The organism is Acinetobacter celticus (genome assembly GCF_001707755.1).
GTDB lineage: Bacteria > Pseudomonadota > Gammaproteobacteria > Pseudomonadales > Moraxellaceae > Acinetobacter > Acinetobacter celticus.
Genome location: NZ_MBDL01000008.1, coordinates 231,968 through 254,958, shown reverse-complemented (window position 1 = coordinate 254,958; position 22,991 = coordinate 231,968). Strand labels below are relative to the sequence as shown.

18 protein-coding genes and 4 pseudogenes are annotated in these 22,991 nt (G+C 38.9%); 16 read left to right on the top strand and 6 right to left on the bottom strand.

Features of this window, described 5'->3' with window-relative positions; genetic code table 11:
* The first annotated feature begins 37 nt into the window (after window positions 1–37).
* From mobA to cysG, 10 genes are all read left to right on the top strand, one after another.
* Window positions 38–718: a molybdenum cofactor guanylyltransferase gene (gene mobA, locus BBP83_RS05355; RefSeq protein ID WP_068886376.1), complete on the top strand. Its 681-nt coding sequence runs from the start codon at window positions 38–40 to the stop codon at window positions 716–718.
* 146 nt (window positions 719–864) lie between these two features.
* Window positions 865–1,977 (top strand): GTP 3',8-cyclase MoaA, encoded by a 1,113-nt coding sequence (gene moaA / locus BBP83_RS05350; protein WP_068886375.1) that lies wholly within the window; start codon window positions 865–867, stop codon window positions 1,975–1,977.
* Window positions 1,978–1,979: 2 nt separating this feature from the next.
* A complete protein-coding gene (locus BBP83_RS05345; RefSeq protein ID WP_068886374.1) occupies window positions 1,980–2,231 on the top strand; it encodes a MoaD/ThiS family protein in 252 nt (83 codons plus the stop codon).
* Window positions 2,232–2,233: 2 nt separating this feature from the next.
* Window positions 2,234–2,761, top strand: a complete 528-nt coding sequence (locus BBP83_RS05340) for a molybdenum cofactor biosynthesis protein MoaE (protein ID WP_068886373.1) — start codon at window positions 2,234–2,236, stop codon at window positions 2,759–2,761.
* Window positions 2,762–2,854: 93 nt separating this feature from the next.
* Window positions 2,855–3,778 carry a bifunctional molybdenum cofactor biosynthesis protein MoaC/MoaB gene (gene moaCB, locus BBP83_RS05335; protein WP_068886372.1) on the top strand — a complete coding sequence of 308 codons (924 nt, stop codon included), beginning with the start codon at window positions 2,855–2,857 and terminating at the stop codon, window positions 3,776–3,778.
* A complete protein-coding gene (locus BBP83_RS05330) occupies window positions 3,775–5,076 on the top strand; it encodes a molybdopterin molybdotransferase MoeA (protein ID WP_415502323.1) in 1,302 nt (433 codons plus the stop codon). Before moaCB ends, BBP83_RS05330 begins: the two co-directional genes overlap by 4 nt.
* Before the next feature lie 50 nt (window positions 5,077–5,126).
* Window positions 5,127–5,885, top strand: a complete 759-nt coding sequence (gene modA, locus BBP83_RS05325; protein WP_068886371.1) for a molybdate ABC transporter substrate-binding protein — start codon at window positions 5,127–5,129, stop codon at window positions 5,883–5,885.
* 46 nt (window positions 5,886–5,931) lie between these two features.
* Complete coding sequence (gene modB / locus BBP83_RS05320; RefSeq protein WP_068886370.1) at window positions 5,932–6,615, top strand: molybdate ABC transporter permease subunit; 684 nt, start codon at window positions 5,932–5,934, stop codon at window positions 6,613–6,615.
* A gap of 4 nt (window positions 6,616–6,619) precedes the next feature.
* Window positions 6,620–7,279: an ATP-binding cassette domain-containing protein gene (locus BBP83_RS05315; protein WP_068886369.1), complete on the top strand. Its 660-nt coding sequence runs from the start codon at window positions 6,620–6,622 to the stop codon at window positions 7,277–7,279.
* A 17-nt stretch (window positions 7,280–7,296) separates the two neighbouring features.
* On the top strand, window positions 7,297–8,718 hold the full coding sequence (gene cysG / locus BBP83_RS05310; protein ID WP_068886368.1) for a siroheme synthase CysG: 1,422 nt from the start codon (window positions 7,297–7,299) through the stop codon (window positions 8,716–8,718).
* A 258-nt stretch (window positions 8,719–8,976) separates the two neighbouring features.
* On the opposite strand, the pseudogene BBP83_RS14935 reads toward cysG, so the two are convergent.
* Window positions 8,977–9,386, bottom strand: a pseudogene (locus BBP83_RS14935) (IS5 family transposase); the annotation flags it as partial.
* 6 nt (window positions 9,387–9,392) lie between these two features.
* Between BBP83_RS14935 and BBP83_RS15155 the strand changes: the two are divergent.
* Window positions 9,393–9,521 (top strand): annotated as a pseudogene (locus BBP83_RS15155) (IS256 family transposase); the annotation flags it as partial.
* A 141-nt stretch (window positions 9,522–9,662) separates the two neighbouring features.
* On the opposite strand, the gene BBP83_RS05305 reads toward BBP83_RS15155, so the two are convergent.
* The 3 genes and pseudogenes from BBP83_RS05305 to BBP83_RS05295 all read right to left on the bottom strand — a co-directional run bounded on the left by BBP83_RS05305 (window position 9,663) and on the right by BBP83_RS05295 (window position 12,497).
* A complete protein-coding gene (locus BBP83_RS05305; RefSeq protein WP_171258049.1) occupies window positions 9,663–11,021 on the bottom strand; it encodes an amidohydrolase in 1,359 nt (452 codons plus the stop codon).
* A 284-nt stretch (window positions 11,022–11,305) separates the two neighbouring features.
* Window positions 11,306–11,584 (bottom strand): annotated as a pseudogene (locus BBP83_RS05300) (tyrosine-type recombinase/integrase); the annotation flags it as partial.
* A 226-nt stretch (window positions 11,585–11,810) separates the two neighbouring features.
* Complete coding sequence (locus tag BBP83_RS05295) at window positions 11,811–12,497, bottom strand: Crp/Fnr family transcriptional regulator (RefSeq protein WP_068886366.1); 687 nt, start codon at window positions 12,495–12,497, stop codon at window positions 11,811–11,813.
* A 278-nt stretch (window positions 12,498–12,775) separates the two neighbouring features.
* On the opposite strand from BBP83_RS05295, the gene BBP83_RS05290 reads away from it, so the two are divergent.
* Both BBP83_RS05290 and BBP83_RS05285 read left to right on the top strand, forming a co-directional pair.
* Complete coding sequence (locus tag BBP83_RS05290; protein WP_068886365.1) at window positions 12,776–14,161, top strand: hypothetical protein; 1,386 nt, start codon at window positions 12,776–12,778, stop codon at window positions 14,159–14,161.
* 52 nt (window positions 14,162–14,213) lie between these two features.
* Complete coding sequence (locus tag BBP83_RS05285; RefSeq protein WP_078055401.1) at window positions 14,214–16,190, top strand: alkyl/aryl-sulfatase; 1,977 nt, start codon at window positions 14,214–14,216, stop codon at window positions 16,188–16,190.
* An 847-nt stretch (window positions 16,191–17,037) separates the two neighbouring features.
* Here BBP83_RS05285 and BBP83_RS15640 read toward each other — a convergent pair.
* Both BBP83_RS15640 and BBP83_RS05270 read right to left on the bottom strand, forming a co-directional pair.
* A pseudogene (locus BBP83_RS15640) lies at window positions 17,038–17,216 on the bottom strand (IS982 family transposase); the annotation flags it as partial.
* A 108-nt stretch (window positions 17,217–17,324) separates the two neighbouring features.
* Window positions 17,325–18,122, bottom strand: a complete 798-nt coding sequence (locus BBP83_RS05270) for an undecaprenyl-diphosphate phosphatase (RefSeq protein ID WP_068886363.1) — start codon at window positions 18,120–18,122, stop codon at window positions 17,325–17,327.
* 316 nt (window positions 18,123–18,438) lie between these two features.
* Between BBP83_RS05270 and kdpA the strand changes: the two genes are divergently transcribed.
* From kdpA to kdpC, 3 genes are read left to right on the top strand one after another with little or no spacing between them, the layout of a single operon-like run.
* Window positions 18,439–20,163 carry a potassium-transporting ATPase subunit KdpA gene (kdpA, locus tag BBP83_RS05265; RefSeq protein WP_068886362.1) on the top strand — a complete coding sequence of 575 codons (1,725 nt, stop codon included), beginning with the start codon at window positions 18,439–18,441 and terminating at the stop codon, window positions 20,161–20,163.
* An 11-nt stretch (window positions 20,164–20,174) separates the two neighbouring features.
* Complete coding sequence (gene kdpB / locus BBP83_RS05260; protein WP_068886361.1) at window positions 20,175–22,217, top strand: potassium-transporting ATPase subunit KdpB; 2,043 nt, start codon at window positions 20,175–20,177, stop codon at window positions 22,215–22,217.
* Between the two features lie 20 nt (window positions 22,218–22,237).
* Window positions 22,238–22,870, top strand: coding sequence for a potassium-transporting ATPase subunit KdpC (gene kdpC / locus BBP83_RS05255; RefSeq protein ID WP_068886360.1), 633 nt, complete (start codon window positions 22,238–22,240; stop codon window positions 22,868–22,870).
* Window positions 22,871–22,991 lie beyond the last annotated feature (121 nt).

The window sequence follows — 22,991 nt, the reverse complement described above, 5'->3', positions numbered from 1 at the left end:
AAAGGCGTTTAATCTAAAATCAATGAATATAAAGGCTATGAAAGAAGACACATTGAAAAAAATAGACTTGCGTAACACAGTAAAAAGAATCTATCGGAAAGTGAGTTTGAAGGTGGATTATCCTGCCACTGATTTGGTCATTCTTGCAGGTGGTCAGGCTCGGCGTATGAATGGCATGAATAAACTTTTGCAGAAATTTGATGATCAAATTCAATTAATTAAAATCCATCAACAACTTAAATCTACTGTAACGACTGTGTGGATTAACAGCCATCGGGATGATTCAATTTATCAGAAAATTATTCCGGGTTTGCATTGTTATCAGGATGATGAACGTGGCTTTTTAGGCCCTGTGATGGGGATGAAAAGTGCATGGTCACATGTGCAATCTGATTATGTGCTTTTTGTACCTTGTGATGTAACCTATATTCCGTCCAATGTCGTGGCAATGTTGCATCAGACTTTGGCTAAAAATCCGAAGGCAGAAGTGGCTTATGTGGAAATCAATCAAACTGCTTTATATCCATTTTGTTTGTTAAAGCGCAGCAGTTTTCCCACATTAGTGGCACAGCTTGAGCAAAAACAGCGCAGTTTAAAGCAATGTTTTGAATCTTTGCACGCTCAGGTGGCATGTTTTAAAAATCATGCACTCTTTTTTCACAGTATTAATTCATTGGATGAGTTGCAACAGTATCAACAACTGAAATTCCTCCATTAATTCAGGCAAATTTCTACTTTGGCACAAAGTTGGAACACTTATTGCTACCTCTCATAACAACAAGTCATCAGGATGGATTGGGCCGTTTTAAGTTGAAGCATAAATAGAGTGCAACATTTAAATACCCAAAGAGGTGAGTGCTCAGAATGAATGCGATGATGCCATTGGAAACACAAGCCGTATTTGCTGATCAATTTGGTCGTCAAAAGCGCAAACTCAGAATTTCAGTGACTGATCGCTGTAATTTTAAGTGTGTCTATTGTATGCCTGAACATCCTGAGTGGGTAAAAAAACAGGATTTACTCAGCTTTGAGGAACTTTATCAATTTTGCCATTTTATGGTGCAACAAGGTATCGAACATATTCGCATTACAGGTGGTGAACCTTTAATGCGCCAAGGAGTGGTGCATTTTATTGAACAATTACAACAATTCAAAAAAATTGGTCTAAAACGTATTTCGATGACCACCAATGCGCATTATTTAAAAAAATATGCTGAAGCACTGAAGAATGCAGGTTTGGATGATCTGAATATCAGTTTGGATAGTTTGGATGCTAAACAATTTAAACAGCTGACCCAAAAAGAGTTGGCACCTGTATTGGCAGGGATTTCTGCGGCACAAGAAGTTGGATTGCCGATTAAAATTAATACGGTTTTAATGAAAGGTATGAATGACAATCAGATTTTACCTTTGGCAAAATGGTCGATTCAGCAGGATATTGTGCTACGTTTTATTGAGTTTATGCCACTTGATGGTGATCAAAAATGGTCGGTTGCGGATGTGGTGAGTGAGCAACAGATTCTAGCGACATTGGCGACTGAATTTGATGTACAAATTCAGGAACAACCATCGGCTCAATATCGGGCCAATCCTGCACGGCAATATTTAATCAACAGCTATTTAGGCGACAGTCATCTCATCAAAAAACATTCGATTGGTATTATTTCCACTATCAGTCATTCATTTTGCAGTGATTGTGATCGGATTCGTTTAACGGCACAGGGCGAATTGTATAACTGTTTGTTTGCGCCAAAAGGCTTAGCGCTGAAAACAGAAATTAAAGCGCTATTGTCAGCTTCACGACAATTTGCATTATCAACCGTTGAAAAAATGCCTGAAAACACCTCTGAGAAGTTAGCATTATTGCAAAAAGTTGGTGCTTATATTTGGAAAAAAGAACAAGGCTATGATGCTATTCAAGCCCGAACAGCGCAGCAGGCATCCCGAAAAATCAGTATGCATATGCTTGGAGGTTAAAGATGTCAAATATTCTAGTTAAAATTGAAGCCTTTGGTGCAATTGAACGGCAATTACCGAGTGATTTAATCCTACAGTGTGATGCTTCAAGCTGCATTGCAGATGTTTTAGCACAAGTGGAACTGTTATATCCACATGCGCAAAAAATGCTTGAACGCTGTGCCTGCGCTATTGGTGAAGATATTGTGTCACGGCAAATGCTACTCAATCATGACAGTACCCTTGTCATGCTGTCACCTGTCGCAGGAGGTTGATTATGCAAGCACTAAAACATTTTGCACGGATTCAGACCCATGCATTTACACAGGATATTTTTGATGGCATTCAACATTTTCCTGAATGTGGGGGCATTGGCGTATTTATTGGCACGGTGCGCAATCATCATGAAGGTAAAGCCGTTCAAGCCTTGAAATATACCGCTTATGCACCTGTAGCGGAAAAAATGATTCGTCAGATTGAACAGGATATTCAACAAAAATACGGCGTGTCTTATGTACGGGTGATTCACAGAATTGGCGCTTTGGATATTGGTGAAACGGCGATTATTGCCATTGCCTATGCAGCGCATCGCCGTGAAGCATTTCAGGCGTGTGAAGAAGCGGTGGAACGGGTCAAACATGAAGTGCCTGTGTGGAAAGAAGAATTTTACTGTGATGGGACAAGCCAATATGTGGAAGGCTGTTGTATTCGGCAGGATTTAGATCAAAGCTTAGATCAGGATAAGCATCACTCAAATAGTCATCGTCATAAGCATGAACTTTGTCATGATAAAGCACATCAATAAAGTGATGAATCGCATCAACAGCATTCATTTCAATCCTGATTTAAATGAATGCTCTAAACCTATAAAGTTGTATCAGCACTGAAGGATATTGTCATGAAAAATGTAGGTATGAAGGCGGAAAGCTATCGGACTGCAATTGCATCGGGTATTTTATACGCACCGCCACATTGCATTGAATTGCTTCGCAATGGTAATACCGAAAAAGGCGATGCGCTTAAAACTGCACGTATTGCAGGCATTTTAGCGGCAAAACGTACCGATGAGCTGATTCCATTGTGTCATCCATTGCCAATTTATCGTGCAGACGTGGATTTCGAACTATTTGAAAATTATGTAAAAATTATTGCAACTGTTGAAACGATTGGCCCAACGGGCGTAGAAATGGAGGCATTGACAGCAGTCAGCCTTGCAGGTCTAACCCTCTATGACATGCTGAAACCACATTGTGAGCCTGAAGATTTAAGTTTGGATCAGTGCAAATTAGACAAGAAAAAAGGCGGTAAGTCGCATTTTACCCGTGCGCTGAAAGAGGCGTTATCTGCATCGGTGATTGTGCTGTCAGATACAGTCGCTGCGGGAAAAAAGCCCGATACCGCAGGGAAAAATGTTTTGGAAATTTTACAGGAAGCGAATTTTAGCAATATCAGCTATCAAGTGATTGCAGATAGCCCTGAACAATTATTGGCTTTAATTGAACAACAAAAAAATCAATATCCGCTAATTTTAACCGTGGGTGGTACAGGTTTAGGGCCAAAAGATTTAACCGTGGAAACTATTCAACCCTTATTGAAGCGTGAAATTCCCGGTTTAATGGAAGCTTCCCGTAGTTTTGGGCAGAAACGCACGCCTTATGCGGCACTCAGCCGTGGAGTTGCAGGTTATATCGACAACAGTTTAGTGATTACTTTGCCGGGAAGTCGTCAGGGTGCCAAAGAATCCTTAATCGCAATTTTACCTGCATTGGTTCATTTGTTTGATGTGCAAAAAAATATTCCACATCAAGGCGGTTATCAATGAGTGAAAGCATCAATGAAATGATCCCGCCTCAAGTAGAATCGGCTACATATTTAGGTTGTGGAACGGAATCAGGATTGATTTCGATTGATCAGGCTTTAGCTTTGATTTTAGAAAAAATCCAACTTTCAGGTACTGAAACACTTGAATTGAATGCTGCTTTAAACCGTTATTTAGCCGAAGATATTTTTTCAGCCATTCAATTGCCTTTATTTTCACAAAGTGCAGTGGATGGTTATGCGATCAATCCAACTGATTCTGTAGAACATCATTTCGAAGATGTTATACAAGCGCATAGCCAATTTACTTTAATCGGTGAAATTCGTGCAGGGCAAAGCGCAGAATTAACTTTACAGGCAGGGCAGGCGCTACGGATTTTCACAGGTGCTGAAATTCCACAGGGCACAACGACTGTGGCAAGGCAGGAAATTGTCCAAATTATTAACGCTGAATCCATCGAAATAACAGAACATTTAAAAATTCATGCGGATATTCGGGATGCAGGCGAAGAAATTACTGTTGGGCAACTTTTAGCACAAGCAGGACAACAATTATCAGTCGGTGCCATCGCTTCACTGAGTATGGCAGGCGTGCAACAGGTTCAAGTTTATCAATATCCTAAAATCGCAGTGGTGATTACAGGGGATGAAGTCGCAAAAAGCAGTGCAGATTTTGAAGCAGGGAAAATTTTTGATGCCAATGCACCGCTTATTCAGGCATGGTTTCAACAACAAAACCAAAAAGTTGATATTTTTCATGTCGCAGATACAGCCGAGGCCGTAAACAGTTTATTAGCTGATTTAAATCAAAAATACGATCTGATTCTAACCACAGGTGGTGTATCTGTCGGTGACTATGATTTTATTCGACCTGTCGCTTTGGATTTAGGTTTTCAGCAAATATTCTGGAAAGTAAAACAAAAACCCGGTAAGCCGATGTTGTTTGCAGAATTTATCAGAACAGATGGATCCGTTTGTTATTTATTAGGTTTACCCGGAAACCCTGCTGCGGTCTATGTTGGAATGCACATTTATACTCAAACCGTTTTAAATGCTTTGCAGGGACATCGACATATTCCCAATGGCTTTAAAGCAGCATTGACCCACGACTTAAAAGCCGATGCACGAGAACGCATTTTACGCATGAGCATCAGTTTTGATCAGGCAACATTAAAAGTCAGTAGTTTGTCCAATCAACAATCACATATGCTGAGCAATTTGATGCACGCCAATGCTTTGGTTCGTATTCCTGCTGGGGAGAAAATACACGCAGGGCAAAGTGTAGATGGATTTTTCATCTAATTAAAATCATTTATTGCGCTAAATATCAATAATTCGTACTTGGAGAAAGCATGAAAAATTTAATGATTGGAGTAGTATTATTCAGTCTATGCAATTTAACCCAAGCTGAAACTGTCAAGGTATATGCCGCTGCGAGTTTAACCAATGCCATCTCAGATATTGCTGTAATTTATGAAAAGCAACATCCTCAGACCGATATTGTACCTGTTTTTGGGGCATCTTCTGCTTTGGCTAAACAGATTGAAGCAGGGGCAAAGAGTGATCTTTTCTTTTCTGCGGATGTTGATTGGATGAATTATTTAATCAAAAAACAAATAATTGATGAAAATAAAAGCAAAGCTTTATTGTTAAATCAATTGGTGCTGATTAGTCCAAAGAATTTAAATATCGCATTTAAAGCACAACCCAATTTTAATTTTGCACAATCCTTTAAAGGACATTTGTGTACAGGTCAAATGGAATCTGTTCCTGCGGGGAAATACGCCAAACAAAGTTTAATCAAACTCAATTGGCTCGGTAGTTTAAAAGGGCGAATTGTCGGTACAGATGATGTCCGTTCCGCCTTGGCATTTGTAGAGCGTGGTGAATGTGATGTCGGTATCGTTTATAAAACCGATGCACTCATCAGCAAAAAGGTAAAAGTGATTGGGACATTCCCTGAAAACTCACATCATCCGATTCTTTATCCTTTGGCTTTAACCCAACAGGGTGAAAAAAATAGGGATGCAGTACAGTTTGAAAAATTTGTAAAAAGTAGTCCACAAGCTAAAATTATTTTTCAAAAATATGGTTTTAGCATTAATCAATAAGGTTTAAGAAATTAATAAAACAGGCAAAGAGTGAGAAGGATGATGGATGCTAAGCCCTGAAGAACTGAGTGCACTCTACCTTTCGGCAAAAGTTGCCTGCTTTGCAACGCTGTTTTGCATTCCTTTTGCAATTGTATTGGCGTGGTGTTTAGCTCGTTATGAATTCAAACTTAAATTCTTAGTTGAGGCGATTTTACAATTACCCATGGTATTGCCACCTGTGGTTCTAGGTTATTTGCTTTTGGTTTTATTTGGCAATAAAGGTTGGATTGGACAATATTTACATCAAATGGGTGTTGAATTGGCATTTAATTGGAAAGGTGCAGTATTGGCCTCCATGATTGTGGCTTTTCCTTTAATGGTGCAACCCATCAGACTGTCTTTTCAAATGATGAATCAACAGCTTGAACACATTGCAGGCTCTTTGGGCGCTAGTCCGATGAAAGTATTTTTCAGTATTAATTTGCCTTTGGCACTGCCAGGGATTTTGATTGGCAGTATTTTATGTTTTAGTCGTAGTCTAGGCGAGTTTGGTGCAACTATGACATTTGTCGGCAATATTCCTGATGAAACCCGGACCATTCCCATCGCCATTTATTCCTTTTTACAACAACCCGATGGCGAACAGATGGCGATACGTCTAGTCACTCTTTCTTTAATTCTTGCTTTTTCTGCACTGATAGCTAATTACTTTATCTTGCAGAAATATCAACGGAAATTAACAGGATAACCTCATGCTATGTTGTGATTTTCAATATCTGAGGGCAGATTTTAAGTTAAATATACAGTTTGAAATGCAAGATCAGCTATTGGGCATCGTCGGTGCATCGGGTAGTGGTAAGAGTACATTTTTAAAGAATCTTGTCGGTTTATTACATCCAACACAGGGCTCCATTCAGTTTAATCAACAGGTTTTATTTGACCAGCAAAAAAACATTCATGTGCCCATGCATCAACGGAAAATTGCGCTGATTTTTCAAAATGCACTATTGTTCCCGCACATGAATGTACAACAAAATTTAATGTATGCAGAAAAACAGGTTAATCACGCAGATCGTAAATTTCATTTTAATGAGATTGTTGATTTACTCGAATTAAAGCCTTTAATTCATCGTAAAGCGCATCAGCTTTCTGGTGGAGAAGCACAGCGCGTGTCTATCGGTCGTGCTTTATTGTCTTCACCCCATTTATTGCTGTTGGATGAACCCCTGACAGGGCTTGACCATCAATTAAAACAGCAAATTTTGCCATTCTTAAAAAGATTAAAAGAGGAAATTGATTTGCCGATGATTTATGTGACGCATCATGTAGATGAGTTAGTATTTTTACACGCTGAAATATTGATGTTAGAACAAGGAAAATTAATGCCTGCAACCTATCAATTTTCATCATAAACAAGGGGGCTTTGAATATGGATATTTTTCCAATCTCTTTAAAATTGCAACAGCAACCTTGTCTGGTTGTCGGTGGTGGACACATTGCCTATCGTAAAGCTGTGCTCTTAGCTAAAGCAGGCGCAGTGATTAGTGTGATTGCACCTGAAGTTGATGCGAATCTATTAGAGATTGTCGTGCAAAGCCAAGGGCAATATGTTCAAGCCACATTTGAACAGCAATTAAATCTACACAATTCTAAATCTTTAGATCTACGTCAATATCGCTTGGTCATTGCAGCAACAGACAGTAAATTCACCAATCAACAGATTTTTGAAGTCTGTGAGGCTGAAAATGTCTTAGTGAATAGTGTCGATGATCCACCGCATTGTCGTTTTATGGTGCCTGCAATTGTTGATCGTTCACCTTTGGTTATTTCAATTGCAACCAATGGTACATCTCCTGTTTTATCCCGCCAGATTCGTACCCAACTTGAAGCAACTATTCCTCAAAGTATGGGAAAGCTTGCTGATTTTTCTGGAAAATGGCGTGCAGTTGTTAAAGGAAAAATTAGCAACCCTGATGAGCGCCGTATTTTTTGGGAAGACTTATATGCAAGCCCCCTAAAAGAACAAGTTTTTAATGACAATATTGCTGTAGCAGATCAGTTGATTGAACAGGCTTTACAAGAGTGGAAAACACCGAAAGGTGAGGTTTATTTGGTCGGTGCAGGCCCGGGTGATCCTGAGCTACTGACACTGAAAGCTTTACGTTTAATGCAACAAGCCGATGTGGTGATTTATGATCGCTTGGTATCTGCGCCGATTTTAGAACTGTGTCGCCGTGATGCGGAAAAGGTCTATGTCGGTAAAGCGCGTTCCAATCATGCTGTGCCACAAGAAGGTATCAATGATTTATTGGTGAAATATGCACAACAAGGTAAACGAGTGTGTCGCTTAAAGGGGGGCGATCCGTTTATTTTTGGACGCGGTGGCGAAGAAATTCAAGAATTATTCGCTTCTGATGTTAGTTTTCAAGTTGTACCCGGAATTACCGCAGCATCAGGCTGTTCCGCTTACGCAGGTATTCCATTAACTCATCGTGATTATGCACAAAGTGTACGCTTTCTGACAGGACATTTAAAAGAAGGCTCGCCTGAGTTGCCTTGGAATGAATTGGTCTATGAGCATCAGACTTTAGTTCTTTATATGGGTTTGGTGGGATTGGAAAAAATCTGTCAGAAATTGATTGAACATGGTCAACGTCCCAATATGCCTGTTGCACTGATTTCCAAAGGTACAACACCTGAGCAGAAAGTTGTGGTTGGAACTTTGGCGGATATTGCATCTAAAGTCGCAGAACATCAAATACAGGCACCGACTTTAACCATTATTGGTGAAGTGGTTGAATTAAGAGAAAAGTTTTTTGGTTCACTAGAGCCTTATTGCAAAAACATTTAATTTTATCCAAGTTGCTCAAATTTAAGTGACAACTTGGACGTGAGGTCTGCCTAATTTTGTAAGCTTATTCAGTACCGCAGTTCTCGTATTGATGTGTGATGAATTAGCAGTAGACTTTCACATGGGTGATTCTAGATGGTGAATATTTAAAAGCTCTACGCTATATTTGATCTTGGGCTAGTCAATGATGATCTGACTTTAAGCCGACTTTGTTGCACAAAGATTTATAAGTTGAAGTTGTCTAGGGATTACTCAAGTTTAGGTTACAACTTGGGTGTGAGGTTGGCCTAACTTTGTAAATTTGTTGAGTACCGCCACGCGTGCGTGAATCTCATTGACTTGGCTTTGAAAATTTCTTGCACTTAGCTTATCGCCCAATAATTTGATGCAATACATCTTAGTTTCTATCCAGCTTCGGCGATGATAGCCAGACCACTTTTTCCAAATTTTTCTACCTAAATGTTTGACCGTTTTAAATAATTCATTTCTCTACATAGACCTTAGGGTTTTATCTTTCCAAGGTTGCGCATTTTTTCTCGGTGGAATCACCGCATGTGCTTGTCGATCTGAAATTACTTTTCTACAGTATTTTTTGTCATAACCCCATCTGTATAGACAGAATCGATCTGCTCATCTGGTGGAATTTGATCAAGTAAATCTCCAAGTACGAATTAGTCAGAAAAGTTGTATATTTAGCCACTGCAAACGCCTCTAAAAAATGGACAATGCCCATCCAAAATTGGCGTTTGGCGATGAACTGGTTTACGATTCACTTTGATGATCGATTAAAAGGTCATTTATAAAAACTGAATTTACACAAAATAATTTACAGGCTCATCTCACTTTACTTATTTGATTCTCTACTTTTAACCTCTATTAATTTCAGGGAGCATTACCTACACACATTGGTTCTCTTCAATGTAAAAAGAATAGACGATATTTGTCTAGGAGAGTGGCGGTAGTCCAACTTGTATCTTTTTCCAAACGGTCTGAACTTGTTCAGCAACTTTAGGATAATCCATAATGAAGCGTACGTGGCTTTCTACCCCAGTTTTTAAAGTCGCATCATCAACAATAAACAGTGGATTATGGTTCGGTGCCGCTTTGGACATATCTTGGTCGGCTGGTGTAGCACCAACGAACACAAATAAAGACGGCATTAACTCACCATAATAGGCAAAGTCTTCACTGGCACTAGAGTTATTTTCAAGCACATGCAGTTTAGAGTCACCTACAACTTTGGCTAGAGTGGGTTGCATCAGTTTCGTTAATATTTTGTCATTCATCGTCACAGGTGCATAAGGTGCAATTTCAACCTTAGCCGTAACATCATTGGCCAGTGCATTATATTCAATCATTTTCGGTAAATCTTTGAGAATATTTTGACGAATATTTTCACTATTTGAGCGAATGGTGCCGGTCATATTCACTTGTTCAGGAATGACATTGCCCGCTGTACCACCTTGAATGCTCCCAATACTCACCACACCCATACCTTTGCTTAAGTCGGCTTTACGGCTAATCAAGCTTTGTATGTTGTTAATCATTTGTGATGACGCATAAATTGGGTCGCGGCCCAACCAAGGCATAGAACCATGCACTTGCTTACCATTCACTTGAATGCGCAGATGATCGCCACTATTTAAGATAGCACCGTCTTTATATGAAATAGTGCCGCTTGGCATACCTGCCATTACATGCATGCCAAAAATCACTTCAGGCTTTGGATTCTTTAATGCACCATCAGCAATCATTTTGCGTGAACCAATCAAGTGCCCTTGAGTAAAGTTGTCCACATCTGCACCGCCTTCTTCTGCAGGTTGGAAGACAAAGACCACTGTACCTGAAATTTTATCTTTATTGGCTGCAAGTGCTTTGGCTGCGCCCAATAACATGGCTGTATGAGCATCATGTCCACAGCCATGCATGACATGGGTTTCTTTACCTTGATACATAGCTTTAACTTTGCTAGCAAAAGGAAGTCCTGTTTTTTCTTCAATTGCTAAAGCGTCCATATCGGCACGTAATGCCATGACTGGGCCAGGTTTAGCTCCCTTTAAAACACCAATAACACCTGTTTTGGCATATCCTTTACGCACTTCAATCCCATAAGATTTTAACTCTTTTTGTACCAACTCAGAGGTTTTGAATTCCATATTGCCTAGTTCAGGATGCTGATGAATATGTTGGCGCAGCTTGATGGTATGCGCCTCAACATTTTGAGCTGAATCATTAATCCAATCTGCAAGGCTGAGTTGGCTGCAAAAAAGGAAAGGAAGAGAAAGCGCGATCTGCTTATACATGTGCATAAATGGAAGAACCTTAAGGTTTTGAGATAGTTAAAGTGATTCTCTAGAATTGCATACTGTTTTAAAATTAACCAAAACTATCGAAGTGTTTTTTTATACTTTTAAGGTATTTTAAGCGTTAAAGCTTGGTATTAAAGGAATTTATATGGATGTACATATTTTAAAACCACCTATTCTTATTCCAGTTTTATAAAGTTGATACGAATCTATATTTTCAGACCAGTGTAACCAAAGCCTATCTATGCAAATTTATTACTGTATCTAAAAATTGATTCAAGTTATTTTTGATATACATATTGTGCCCAATCAGCCATCAATCCTTTACGCTTTTCGAGATATGCACCACGTAAATAAGCAGCCTCGACTTCATCTGGTAATTTATGTGCTAGTACATGTTCACAAACTTCACGAGGATAATCGGTCATATCAGCAGACCAGTCACGAAATGTCGACCTAAAACCATGTGTAGTAATGACTCAATTTTGTTTAAGATCAATATAGCCTAAGCCATTTTCCTTAAGTTTCTGTTCATGCATACGCTTGATCAACGCAATTAAACCAAGTATTGAGGATAATAAGTACGTAATTATTTTTCAGCTAGCATCAAGTTTTTTTGTTTAACTGTAATGAGAATTGGGCATTCATCTCCCATTTTTGGATGATGTGTTGCAATTGCTACCACCATATAAACTTCAGAATGATCGATTGCAACATTTTAAAGAAGCTCTTGAAGATAGATTTTTGAAACAAAGCCGTTATGAGATTAATTATAAATCGACTCAACTAAATTTTTGAAATAGCTTTTAATTTATTTAAATCATTAATTTTAATTGATTTAAATTCAATGGATATGATTTTTTCCTGCTCTAACTCTTTTAATAGGCCGTTGATAGTTTGTCTCGATGTCGGCAAAACAAGTGCAAGTTTTTCCTGAGAGAAATTGATTCGATCATCATTTATATGATTTTCATCCTTATAGCGCTGTGAGATCATCAAGATATGCCATGCTAACCTTTGTTTTAAAGAACTATATTTATGATGTTCTAAACCTTTTAGAAGTGGTCGAATTTTCTGTGCCATAAGCAGGCAAATATAATACCAACATTCAGGATATGCTGTTAAAAATGTTTGAAGTGCTTGATCATTGATATGAAGTACTTGTGATTGAGTTGCAGCGATCGCATCCAGTGTATGTTTTTTTTGATCGATTAATGGAATTTCCCCTAACCAAAATAAAGGTTCAGCAACCATCATCAACATTTCATGACCGTCCTGATCTGTGTAGCCTAAATTAATGCGCCCTGCCAAGACGGCATACATCCCATTAAATTTTTCACCTTTATAGAAAATACGATTACCTGTTTTTAGCGTAATAATTCGGCTATTTTTAAAAATAAATTGTTGGAAATAGTTAGGGAGTTGTTGAAACCATAAATCCTGTTCAATTAAATCTCTATACTTTATATGCACAAAAAACTCCTTTTTATCTCAACATGTCGTCTATCTGACAACTATAGTGCTTTTAAATTTCTTACACTGAAAAAGTTATTTTATTCGACGCTAAAACATAATGGATAAATAAGCACAATACTAGCTCTATGTAATGTGTATTTATTTGATGAGGAGAGTGGGTATTGCTATTTATTTTCCAAATACTCACCCAAAAAAAATCATTGAATAATCGTTCAAGACCTGCATAGGATTTGTAGGAAAAATAACATAAAAATCAATAAAATTAAGGATGCAAAATGCGCTTGAATAAAGTGGTTGTTTCAATAGGTATTATTCTATTTTCATCGAACCAAGTTTCAGCAGCGGCCTTAGATCGTTCAGGGCAATCGATTTCTGCATTTCTACAACCAAATCATTATTTTGAGTTTGGCCTATCTACTTTAGATCCTGATATTTCAGGACAAGAAGCAGGGATTGCACGACAACAGCGAGCGTTAAGTGATATGGCGCAGAGCTATTTAACTGTTTCAACAGCCCTTAAGTTGCAACTGACAGAAAAAAATTCATTTGGAATAATTTATGATCAACCCTTTGGTGCAAAATCTGGGTATCAGGGGAATAATCAATTTGTTTCTGAATCCAAAGATCCGATCTTATCACCTTTACCTTTAACAATCGGAGAGTTGGCGGGAAAATTAGGTGAACAAGCACCAAGTGGTCAATCCGGTGTAGATATAAACATAGAAAACATAAGTTTATTGTGGGGATATCAGCCGACAAAAAACTGGAATTTATATACAGGCGTGGCTTATCAAAGTCTTAAAGGGCATACCCAGTTAAGAGGTTCAGCATTTAGTATATATAATGGTTATGACCTTGATATTCCTGAAAACGCTGAATTGGGTTGGATCGCAGGGGTGAGCTTTCAGCGACCTGAAATTGGACTAAAAACAGCATTAACCTACCGCTCTGAAATTGAACATACCTTTAATGCACGAGAAGATTTTACTTTGGTGAATTTAATTCGGAACCCAGAGGGGGAAGAAATGATTCAACAAAATCTTAACGACCTACTTGAGCAAAAACTGATTAACCAACAACAACATCAAGCACTTCAAAGTACTATTCGTAAAATAGCCGACTCAGATTTTGATTCAGGTAAAAGTAAACTCACGACACCCAAATCGGTTAATTTTGATGCTCAAATTGGACTGAGTCGGCAGACGGTAACTTTTGCAAATATACGCTGGGTAAATTGGAAAAACTTTGCGAAAGAGCCATATCAATTTAAACAACTCTCAGAAATTATTGGAAATTTAGCGACACCAAAGCGTGCTGAAGGATTTGATATTGTTAAATATTCAAAAGATCAATGGGCAGTAAATCTAGGTTTAGGACATAAAATAAATTCACAATGGAGCGCCACAACATCGTTTGGTTGGGATTCTGGCGCAGGTGATCCCGTTTCAGTACTTGGTCCAACTAAAGGCTATTGGAATTTTGGATTAGCGATGCAATTTAACCCTACGGCACAGAGTTTTATTTCAGGAGGCGTTAAATATTTTTGGATTGGCGATGTCAAAGGGCAAACAGGTGCGCAAGCAGGGAGCGATATTTATATTGCAGATTTTAAAGATAATAATGCACTAGGTTATGGCCTAAAGATGGGCTACCGATTTTAATTTTTTACATCAATACGATATTTAAATGGAAAGGTTGAATCAAGGAAATTAAATGATGATTAAAAGTGCTAAAAATAATTTAACCATATTAATGTTTGGTTTGTCGGCATTATGTGTAAGTGAGAGTCTGCTTGCTAAGGTAGCAACTGAAGTAACGCGACAAGAGAATAAAAGTGTCTATGCAAAGTTACCTTTTAATAATAAGCAAGATTTTATGGATGCAAAAAAGGGGTTATTGCTTAAACCAGATACTTTAACCATTAAAAATGCGACAACAGGGCAAGTCGTGTGGGATTTAGAGTCATTTAAAAAAGTGATCAGTCTTGAACAGGATGCACCGGATACCGTCAATCCGAGTTTATGGCGTAATGCACAATTAAATCTGCAATATGGTTTATTTGAAGTAAAGAAGGATATTTATCAGGTTCGTGGTTATGACTTATCGAATATCACTTTTATCCGTTCTAAGCAGGGATGGATTGTTTTTGATGTTGGTACGACGACAGAAACATCAAAAGCAGCCTATGAATTATTGAGCCAAAAGTTTGGTCAATTGCCTATTATAGCGGTTGTGATTAGTCATTCACATATTGATCATTACGGTGGTATTAAAGGTTTAGTGAATGAAGCTGATGTCCGTTCAGGAAAAGTTAAGCTAATTGCCCCTGAAGGATTTATGCATCATGCTGTGAGTGAGAACGTTATTGCTGGCAACGTGATGAGCCGCAGAGCAACTTATATGTATGGCGCTTTATTGGAACGTAATGTAGAAGGTAATGTCGGCGCTGGACTTGGACTGGCTATACCATCTGGTACCATGACTATTATTGAACCTAATATCAATATTCAAAAAACAGGTGGAAAGTTGAATGTTGATGGGGTCGAAATGGTGTTTCAAATGACACCAGGAGCGGAAGCACCTGCCGAAATGAACATTTTTTTACCACAGCTCAAAGCGATGTGGATGGCTGAGAATACCACTAATACGTTGCATAATATTTTAACTTTGCGTGGTGCAGAAGTCAGGGATGCCAAAAAATGGGCGGCATATATTAATGAAACAATTGAACTATACGGTGATAATGTTGAGGTTAAATTTCAAAGTCATCACTGGCCAGTTTGGGGTAAAGTTCAGGTCAATGACTATTTAAATAAACAGAGAGATCTTTATAAATATATTCATGATCAATCTGTCTATTTAATGAACCAAGGTTATACTGGTGTGGAGATTGCTAATCAAATTAAGCTACCAAGCAGCTTGGCACAAATATGGTCTAACCGTGATTACTATGGAACACTTAGTCATAATGCTAAAGCAGTTTATCAGCGTTATGTGGGATGGTACGATGGTCATCCATCTAGTTTAAATGAACTTTCGCCTGTAGATACTGCAAAAAAATATGTGCAATATATGGGGGGTGAGCAAGCGATTTTAGAGAAGACTCAAGCCGATTTTTCCCGTGGAGAATATCGATGGTTGGCGATGGTTTTAAAACAAGTCGTATTTGCAAATCCAAATAATCTTCAGGCAAAAAACTTATTGGCAGACTCGTATGAGCAAATGGCTTATCAAAGTGAATCAGGCCCATGGCGTTTAATTTATTTACAAGGTGCTACTGAACTTCGTAAAGGTATACCGAATGCGCGTGCTAGAAAATCAGCTAGTCGTGATATTTTACAAGCAATGTCACCTGATTTAATCTTTGATTATTGGTCTGTACGTTTAAATGCAGAAAAAGCAGAAAATAAGAAGTTAAAGATTAATTTTAATTTTACTGATTTGGCTCAGCAATATACAGTAAGTGTAGAAAATTCTGTTCTAAATTATAGTCAGCATGTACATCCTAAAGCTGATGCACAGGTCATCTTAACTAAAGATACTTTTAATCAATTACAGCTGGGTACAGTCACTTGGCAAGAAAAAATTAAATCTGGAGATATCAAAATAGTGGGTAATGCTGAGGTTCTAACGCAGTTAAAACTAATGATTGATGAATACAATTTTTGGTTTAATATCGTGACGCCATAATTAAAAATTAAGAATCCATATAGCGATATGGGTTCTTAATTTTATTAAGATCAATATTACTTTAAAGTGGCATATTTCCACTTTAAGATTCTTGCAAAGTGAGATTGAAATACGAGGGAGAGGACTTGGGGTGACAGTCAATTTTATTGCTGAGATCAGAGCGTATCCTCATTTGGCTTTGCACCAAATAAATCAGCATGCTAAGAACAACATGGACTTACAATTCCGAGCTAATTTTTAAAAACGTGTGGCAATGCCACGAAAATGCTTTAAACAAGTCAATGTATTTTCAACAAGATGCCTTAAGCGATAACGGTAGTGATTAAACTCTCTGTTCTATTTTCTACTGTTAGACTTTCTTAGAATAATGGGAATCATCTTACGATATCGAGCAACTTCACGAATATGCTCTGAATCATGATTTTATCTGCTGTCGAGTAATCTGCCTCACCGACTAATTGAATCAATTGACTTGCAACTTGACTGTCGCGGACTTCACCTCCAGTGATTTCAAAATTAATCGGATACCCATTTGCATCGATGGCAAGACGAATCTTTGTAGTTACTGCACCATATCGGGAGTGAGAATGTTGAAGAGTTAAGTTTTGATACATAAAATAAAATTTACGCCAAAATTACATCATAGATTTCATAAAAACATATATGGTATTGATATTTATGTGTTATTTAAATTTTAGTGTCTAATCCATCATTGGACTACTTTTTTATCACAAAACTCAGCCTAATCTGCCATCAGTCCCTTACGTTTTTCAAAGTAAGCACCACGTAAATAAGTTGCATCAAAAATGGTTTTTATACGGCCACGAATACGTTTGGCTATCACAATTTTGGCGCACTTACTACCTGACTGATCGAATAAGATAACAATGGTCATGACTTCAGAGAGGCTTAAAGCTGATTTTGGTGTGGATCGATTTTGATTAGCAATTAGTGATTTTTCTAAGGATTCATTCAATATTTTGCAAAATCATCAAGAATACAAAATAATTCGGTAATATGATCCATAGAAAGCCTTGTTTTGTAATTTTTTGTATTTAATATCAATATATTACAAATACCAAGGCTTTTTCTACTCTTTTTAAAGTCAAACTCAGGTTAATTTTTTGGTATTTTTTAAAATACCATCAATATAAGTATACCCAATACAATCCGATACCAAGCAAATACTCTTAAGGTGTGTTTTTCTACAAATTTAACCAAAGCCTTGACCACAAGTAAGGCAGCAATAAATGCGGCGACAAAACCGACCGCAATATTCATCATATTGTCTGAGGTTAATACACTTGCATTGCGAATGAGGTCATAGGTTGCTGCACCCAGCATGGTTGGCATGGCTAGAAAAAAAGAAAACTCGGTGGCGGCTTTACGTGATAAACCTGAAAGCATGCCACCAATAATGGTTGCACCTGAACGAGATGTACCTGGAATCATGGCAAGGCATTGTGCAAAGCCAACAAGGATGGCTTGCTTTAAGCTAATGTCCGTGGCTTCAATGGTTTTGGGTTTGAACGCTTTGGCTTCAACTGCAAAAATAATTAGCCCCCCAATAATTAAAGCAAAAGCAACCACCAGTGGGCTAAACAAAACTTGCTTAATAAAATCGACAGCTAAGACCCCAATAACCACAGCAGGAAGAAAGGCTACAAATACATTGATGGCAAAGCGTCGAGCATGTACATCACCTGAAAAAAAGCCTTTAACCAATTCTATAATTTTTTGTCGATACAGCCAGCAAACGGCAAGAATGGCACCCAATTGAATAACGACTTCGAAAGCACGTCCGGCATCTGAGTGAAAATCGATGATATGACCAAAGAGAATTAAATGTCCCGTACTGGAAATAGGTAGAAACTCGGTTAACCCTTCAATCAGCCCTAAAAACAGGGCTTTTAGCAGTTCAAAATTTTCCATAAATAAAAGAATTAAATGATTAAAAATTGGAGTCTTTTTTAAGGTATTTCACATGTTTTATAAATGGTAAAAGACAAATTTTTACGTAATTTTTACGCCAGATGCTTTTTCATGAATAGAGAGTTTACGCATCATTTTCACATACTAAGCCGTGGAATATCCCAATGTTTAGGATGAAAAAGATGAGTGCTACATTCATCGCGTATCAGCAAGTACAGCATCTAAAAAAATGCTTTGTACAAACACTTAAAAAATATAGATCTACCAATATTAAAAATAGCTCTATTACTCGCTGTTTAAAGGGGAGTGAGATGCCGTGTTAGCGTTTATTTTACTTTTGGTCATTGTGACCATTTTGGCATATCCCTTAGGTAAATATCTTGCGGTAATTATGCAAAATCGTGAGATGAAAATTGACCCTGTATTCAATTGGATTGAAAAACCGATTTATGCAGTGTTGGGGACGAACCCTAAACTGGGTATGAACGTAAAGACTTATACACTGAGTTTTGTACTGAGTTGTTTGGTACTTGGCTTGGTGACTTGGGTTTTATTTATGACACAAGCCAGTTTGCCACTAAACCCGAATAACGCACCCAATATGTCATGGGATTTGGCATTACATACCATGATTTCATTTTTGACTAATACCAATCAGCAACATTATTCAGGACAGGCTCAACTGTCTTATTTGTCGCAAATGGTCGCTATTGTGGGAATGCAAATTATTACCCCAATGATGGGTTTAGCCATGGTGGTTGCAACGGTTCGGGCATTGTTCTATAGGCAATCGAATGAATTATCAGAAGAAGATCAGAATGCCAGTTTTAGTAGCAAAGTTCAGAAGATTAATATCGGGAACTATTGGGCAGATGTCATACGCCCAACATTCCGTTTTTTAATTCCATTGTGCATGGTGTGGTCGTTATTGCTCAATAGCCAAGGTGTGCCGTCTACATTTCAAGGTGGTCCTGAAGTGCAAGTCATTGACCAAACTGCCGAATTACACACGCAAAAAATTCCATTAGGTCCAGTTGCACCCATGGTCGCGATTAAACAACTCGGCAGTAACGGTGGCGGTTGGTATGGTCCGAATAGTAGTGTGCCATTAGAGAATCCAACACCGTTATCTAACTTTTTAGAGATGATCGCAATTCTACTGATTCCAGTTTCTGTCATTTTTATGTTGGGTTTTTTCACCAAACGCGCAAAATTTGCAGGCTTTGTTTTTGGTTCAATGTTGCTGATGTCAGTTATTTCAGCGAGTACTGCGATTTGGTCTGAAAGCCTTTCATCTACAGCAACACAGCTGTATTCCATGGAAGGGAAAGAAGTCCGTTTTGGTGAAGCATCTTCTGCACTTTGGGCGGCCATTACCACACAAGTGAATAATGGTTCTGTCAACATGATGCATGATTCATCTGCGCCATTAACCAGTTTTGTGGCTTTGGCCAATATGCTCATTAATGCCATTTGGGGCGGTATTGGTTGTGGTCTACAGCAATTCATTATCTATCTGTTTTTGGCTGTATTCATTGCAGGTTTAATGACAGGGCGTACGCCTGAATTGTTTGGTCGAAAAATTGAAGCGGGTGAAATTAAATTATTGGCGGTGGTTATTCTCATACAGCCGATTGTGATTTTAAGTTTAACTGCGGTGACTTTATTTTTTCCCGAATTGACAGGCAATAGTAATCCGCAATATCACGCTGTTTCGCAAGTGCTGTATGAATATGTGTCTGCATTTGCCAATAACGGTTCAGGTTTTGAAGGTCTGGCAGATAACACCGTGTGGTGGAATGTGACCTGTAGTCTGGCTTTATTATTGGGGCGTTTCCCGACGCTCATTATTCCACTCATGATTGCGACACGTTTAGCCGCCAAACGCCAGGCACCTGAAAGTAGCGGAAGTCTAAAAGTTGAAACGCCAACCTTTGCGTTCACGCTGATTGCCATTGTGGTGATGTTAACTTTATTACAATTTATGCCAGTCCTCGTCTTGGGGCCAATCGCTGACCATCTGTTATTGGTTCAAGGTTAAGGGTGAGTACAATGAATCATTCAAAACAATCTATTGAAGCACAACAAAACACATTATCTTCGACTTTATTTCAAGCTGAAGCGTGGAGAAATGCATGTATTAAATTGCTTCCACAACACATGATTAAAAATCCTGTGATGGCGATTGTGTGGCTGGGTACCATTATTACCTTGGTCAGTACTTTGTTGGGTAAAGCCAACTTGGTTTTTGGCTTATCGGTCACTTTTATTTTATTTATCACGGTTTTATTCGCCAATTATGCAGAAGCGGTTGCAGAAGCCAAAGGTCGTGGCCAAGCGTTATCTTTAAGACAAGCCCGCCAAAATTTAACGGCACGTCGTATTCAACATAAAGATGATGTGAATGGCGTGCAAATTTCAGCAACTGAATTGAAAATGTCTGACCTGATTGAAGTGCGTGCAGGCGAATTGATTCCTGCTGATGGTGAAATTGTTTATGGTTTCGCCACCATTAATGAGGCAGCCGTTACAGGTGAATCTGCACCTGTATTACGTGAAGCAGGCACTGACAAGTCAGGTGTGATTGGCGGTACCAAAGTATTGACGGATCGTATTGTGGTACAAGTCACTGCCGAAGCAGGCAATAGTTTCTTAGACCGCATGATTGCTTTGGTTGAAGGCTCAAATCGTCAAAAAACCCCCAATGAAATTGCATTGGGTATTTTGCTGACGGTGATGACCGTGACGTTTATTGTTGTGGTGGTGAGCCTGCCATTTATTGGGCATTTCCTGAATATTGAAATAAGCCCCATTTTATTGGTGGCGCTGTTGGTGTGTCTCATTCCAACTACCATTGGAGGATTACTTCCTGCAATTGGGATTGCGGGTATGAACAGAGCCTTAAAAGCCAATGTCATTGCTAAGTCGGGTAAAGCAGTTGAAGTGGCAGGGGATGTCGATGTATTGTTGCTCGATAAAACAGGAACCATTACCTATGGTGACCGTCAGGCAACTGCATTTTATCCGCTCGCAGGTGTGACAGAATCTGAACTTCGTCAGGCTGCGATGCTGACCTCACTTGCAGATCCGACTCCTGAAGGTAAGTCCGTGGTGGCTTTGGCAAAAGAATTGGGTGAGCGTATTGTTGACCCAGATCAGGCAGAATTTATTGCTTTTAATGCGTCAACCCGTATTTCAGGAGTCAATTTGCCAGATGGTCATCAAGTGCGTAAAGGTGCATTTGATGCGATTTTGAAATTTACATTGCAGAACCTTGAGAATCATAGCGAACTCAAAGCCCGTGTAGAGCAAGTGGCATCTAAAGGTGCAACACCATTGGTCGTAGTGAAAGACCAAAATCTACTTGGTGTGATTGAGCTATCCGATGTGATTAAACCAGGCATTAAAGAAAAGTTTGCACGCTTACGCGAAATGGGCATTAAAACCGTCATGGTCACAGGGGATAATCCGTTAACTGCAGCAGCAATTGCAGCGGAAGCAGGGGTAGATGACTACATTGCTGAAGCAAGACCTGAAGATAAATTAAATTGTATTCGTGTAGCGCAAAATAAAGGGCATTTGGTGGCCATGGTGGGTGATGGTACCAACGATGCCCCCGCTTTGGCACAGGCCGATATCGGGCTTGCTATGAATTCGGGTACGCAAGCGGCCAAAGAAGCCGGTAATATGGTGGATTTAGACTCAGACCCAACCAAATTACTGGCCGTGGTGGAAATTGGCAAACAGCAGTTGATTACCCGAGGTGCATTAACCACGTTCTCCTTAGCCAACGACGTGTCGAAGTACTTTGCAATTTTACCAGCCTTATTCGTGGCTGCCATTCCACAAATGAGTGTGTTGAATGTCATGCAATTGGGCAGCTCTGAAAGTGCGATTCTTTCAGCCCTTATTTTTAACGCCATGATCATTCCCTTACTGATTCCAATTGCTTTACGTGGTGTGAAATTTAAACCGTCTACTTCTACCCAATTGTTGCGACGTAATATGTTGATTTATGGTGTGGGTGGGGTGTTGTTGCCTTTCGTTGCAATCAAAGTGATTGATCTGATGATTAGTCCACTGTTGTCACTTTAAAATTTGTAAGGATGATAAAAATGAACATTGAACATAATCCCTTGGAAAATGATTCACTGAAAAATCAGCAACTCACTGATTCATCGTTGGTTGGTTTAACACGTGCATCTGTGGGCTTAACGATTATCGCTTTGGGTCTCTGTGGCTTTGTATACAGTTCAGTGGCAACAGGGCTTGGGCAAGTGATTTTTCCGCATCAAGCCAATGGCAGTTTAATTATGGAAAATGATCAAGTTTTAGGTTCAAGTTTGGTTGCACAACCTTTTGTTCAAGCACAGTATTTTTATCCACGGCCATCGGCTTCGAACTATGACCCGATGGCAATGGCAGGGAGTAATTTGGCCAGAACCAACCCAGTTTTACACCAAGCCGTAGAGGAGCGTTTAAATAAAATTGCAGCGCAGGAACAGATTGAAAAATCAAAAATTCCAGCAGATTTGGTGACGGCTTCTGGGAGTGGCATAGACCCTGAAATTAGTATGCAGTCTGCATTCATTCAAGTGAAACGTGTTGCGAACGCAAGACAGATCTCTGAGCAAGAGGTGGTTCAATTGGTACAGCAATATACGGTGCAACCCACTTTTGGAATATTGGGTGAAGCACGGGTAAATGTATTGGAGTTAAATTTGGCTTTGGATCAAATTGGAAAGTGATTTTGATGTTTGATTAGAATTCTTGTATAAGTCGAGCTTCTAGTAATATTTATATTGTCGGAAGTTCCCTCTCCTTAAAAAGGAGAGGGTTAGGGAGAGGTCTTAATATAAAAATTCCCCT

Coding starts and splice junctions, on each gene's coding strand:
- mobA (WP_068886376.1), top strand. CDS start 38: ATGAAAGAAGACACATTGAAAAAAATAGACTTGCGTAACACAGTAAAA.
- moaA (WP_068886375.1), top strand. CDS start 865: ATGAATGCGATGATGCCATTGGAAACACAAGCCGTATTTGCTGATCAA.
- BBP83_RS05345 (WP_068886374.1), top strand. CDS start 1,980: ATGTCAAATATTCTAGTTAAAATTGAAGCCTTTGGTGCAATTGAACGG.
- BBP83_RS05340 (WP_068886373.1), top strand. CDS start 2,234: ATGCAAGCACTAAAACATTTTGCACGGATTCAGACCCATGCATTTACA.
- moaCB (WP_068886372.1), top strand. CDS start 2,855: ATGAAAAATGTAGGTATGAAGGCGGAAAGCTATCGGACTGCAATTGCA.
- BBP83_RS05330 (WP_415502323.1), top strand. CDS start 3,775: ATGAGTGAAAGCATCAATGAAATGATCCCGCCTCAAGTAGAATCGGCT.
- modA (WP_068886371.1), top strand. CDS start 5,127: ATGAAAAATTTAATGATTGGAGTAGTATTATTCAGTCTATGCAATTTA.
- modB (WP_068886370.1), top strand. CDS start 5,932: ATGCTAAGCCCTGAAGAACTGAGTGCACTCTACCTTTCGGCAAAAGTT.
- BBP83_RS05315 (WP_068886369.1), top strand. CDS start 6,620: ATGCTATGTTGTGATTTTCAATATCTGAGGGCAGATTTTAAGTTAAAT.
- cysG (WP_068886368.1), top strand. CDS start 7,297: ATGGATATTTTTCCAATCTCTTTAAAATTGCAACAGCAACCTTGTCTG.
- BBP83_RS05305 (WP_171258049.1), bottom strand. CDS start 11,021: ATGTATAAGCAGATCGCGCTTTCTCTTCCTTTCCTTTTTTGCAGCCAA.
- BBP83_RS05290 (WP_068886365.1), top strand. CDS start 12,776: ATGCGCTTGAATAAAGTGGTTGTTTCAATAGGTATTATTCTATTTTCA.
- BBP83_RS05285 (WP_078055401.1), top strand. CDS start 14,214: ATGATGATTAAAAGTGCTAAAAATAATTTAACCATATTAATGTTTGGT.
- BBP83_RS05270 (WP_068886363.1), bottom strand. CDS start 18,122: ATGGAAAATTTTGAACTGCTAAAAGCCCTGTTTTTAGGGCTGATTGAA.
- kdpB (WP_068886361.1), top strand. CDS start 20,175: ATGAATCATTCAAAACAATCTATTGAAGCACAACAAAACACATTATCT.
- kdpC (WP_068886360.1), top strand. CDS start 22,238: ATGAACATTGAACATAATCCCTTGGAAAATGATTCACTGAAAAATCAG.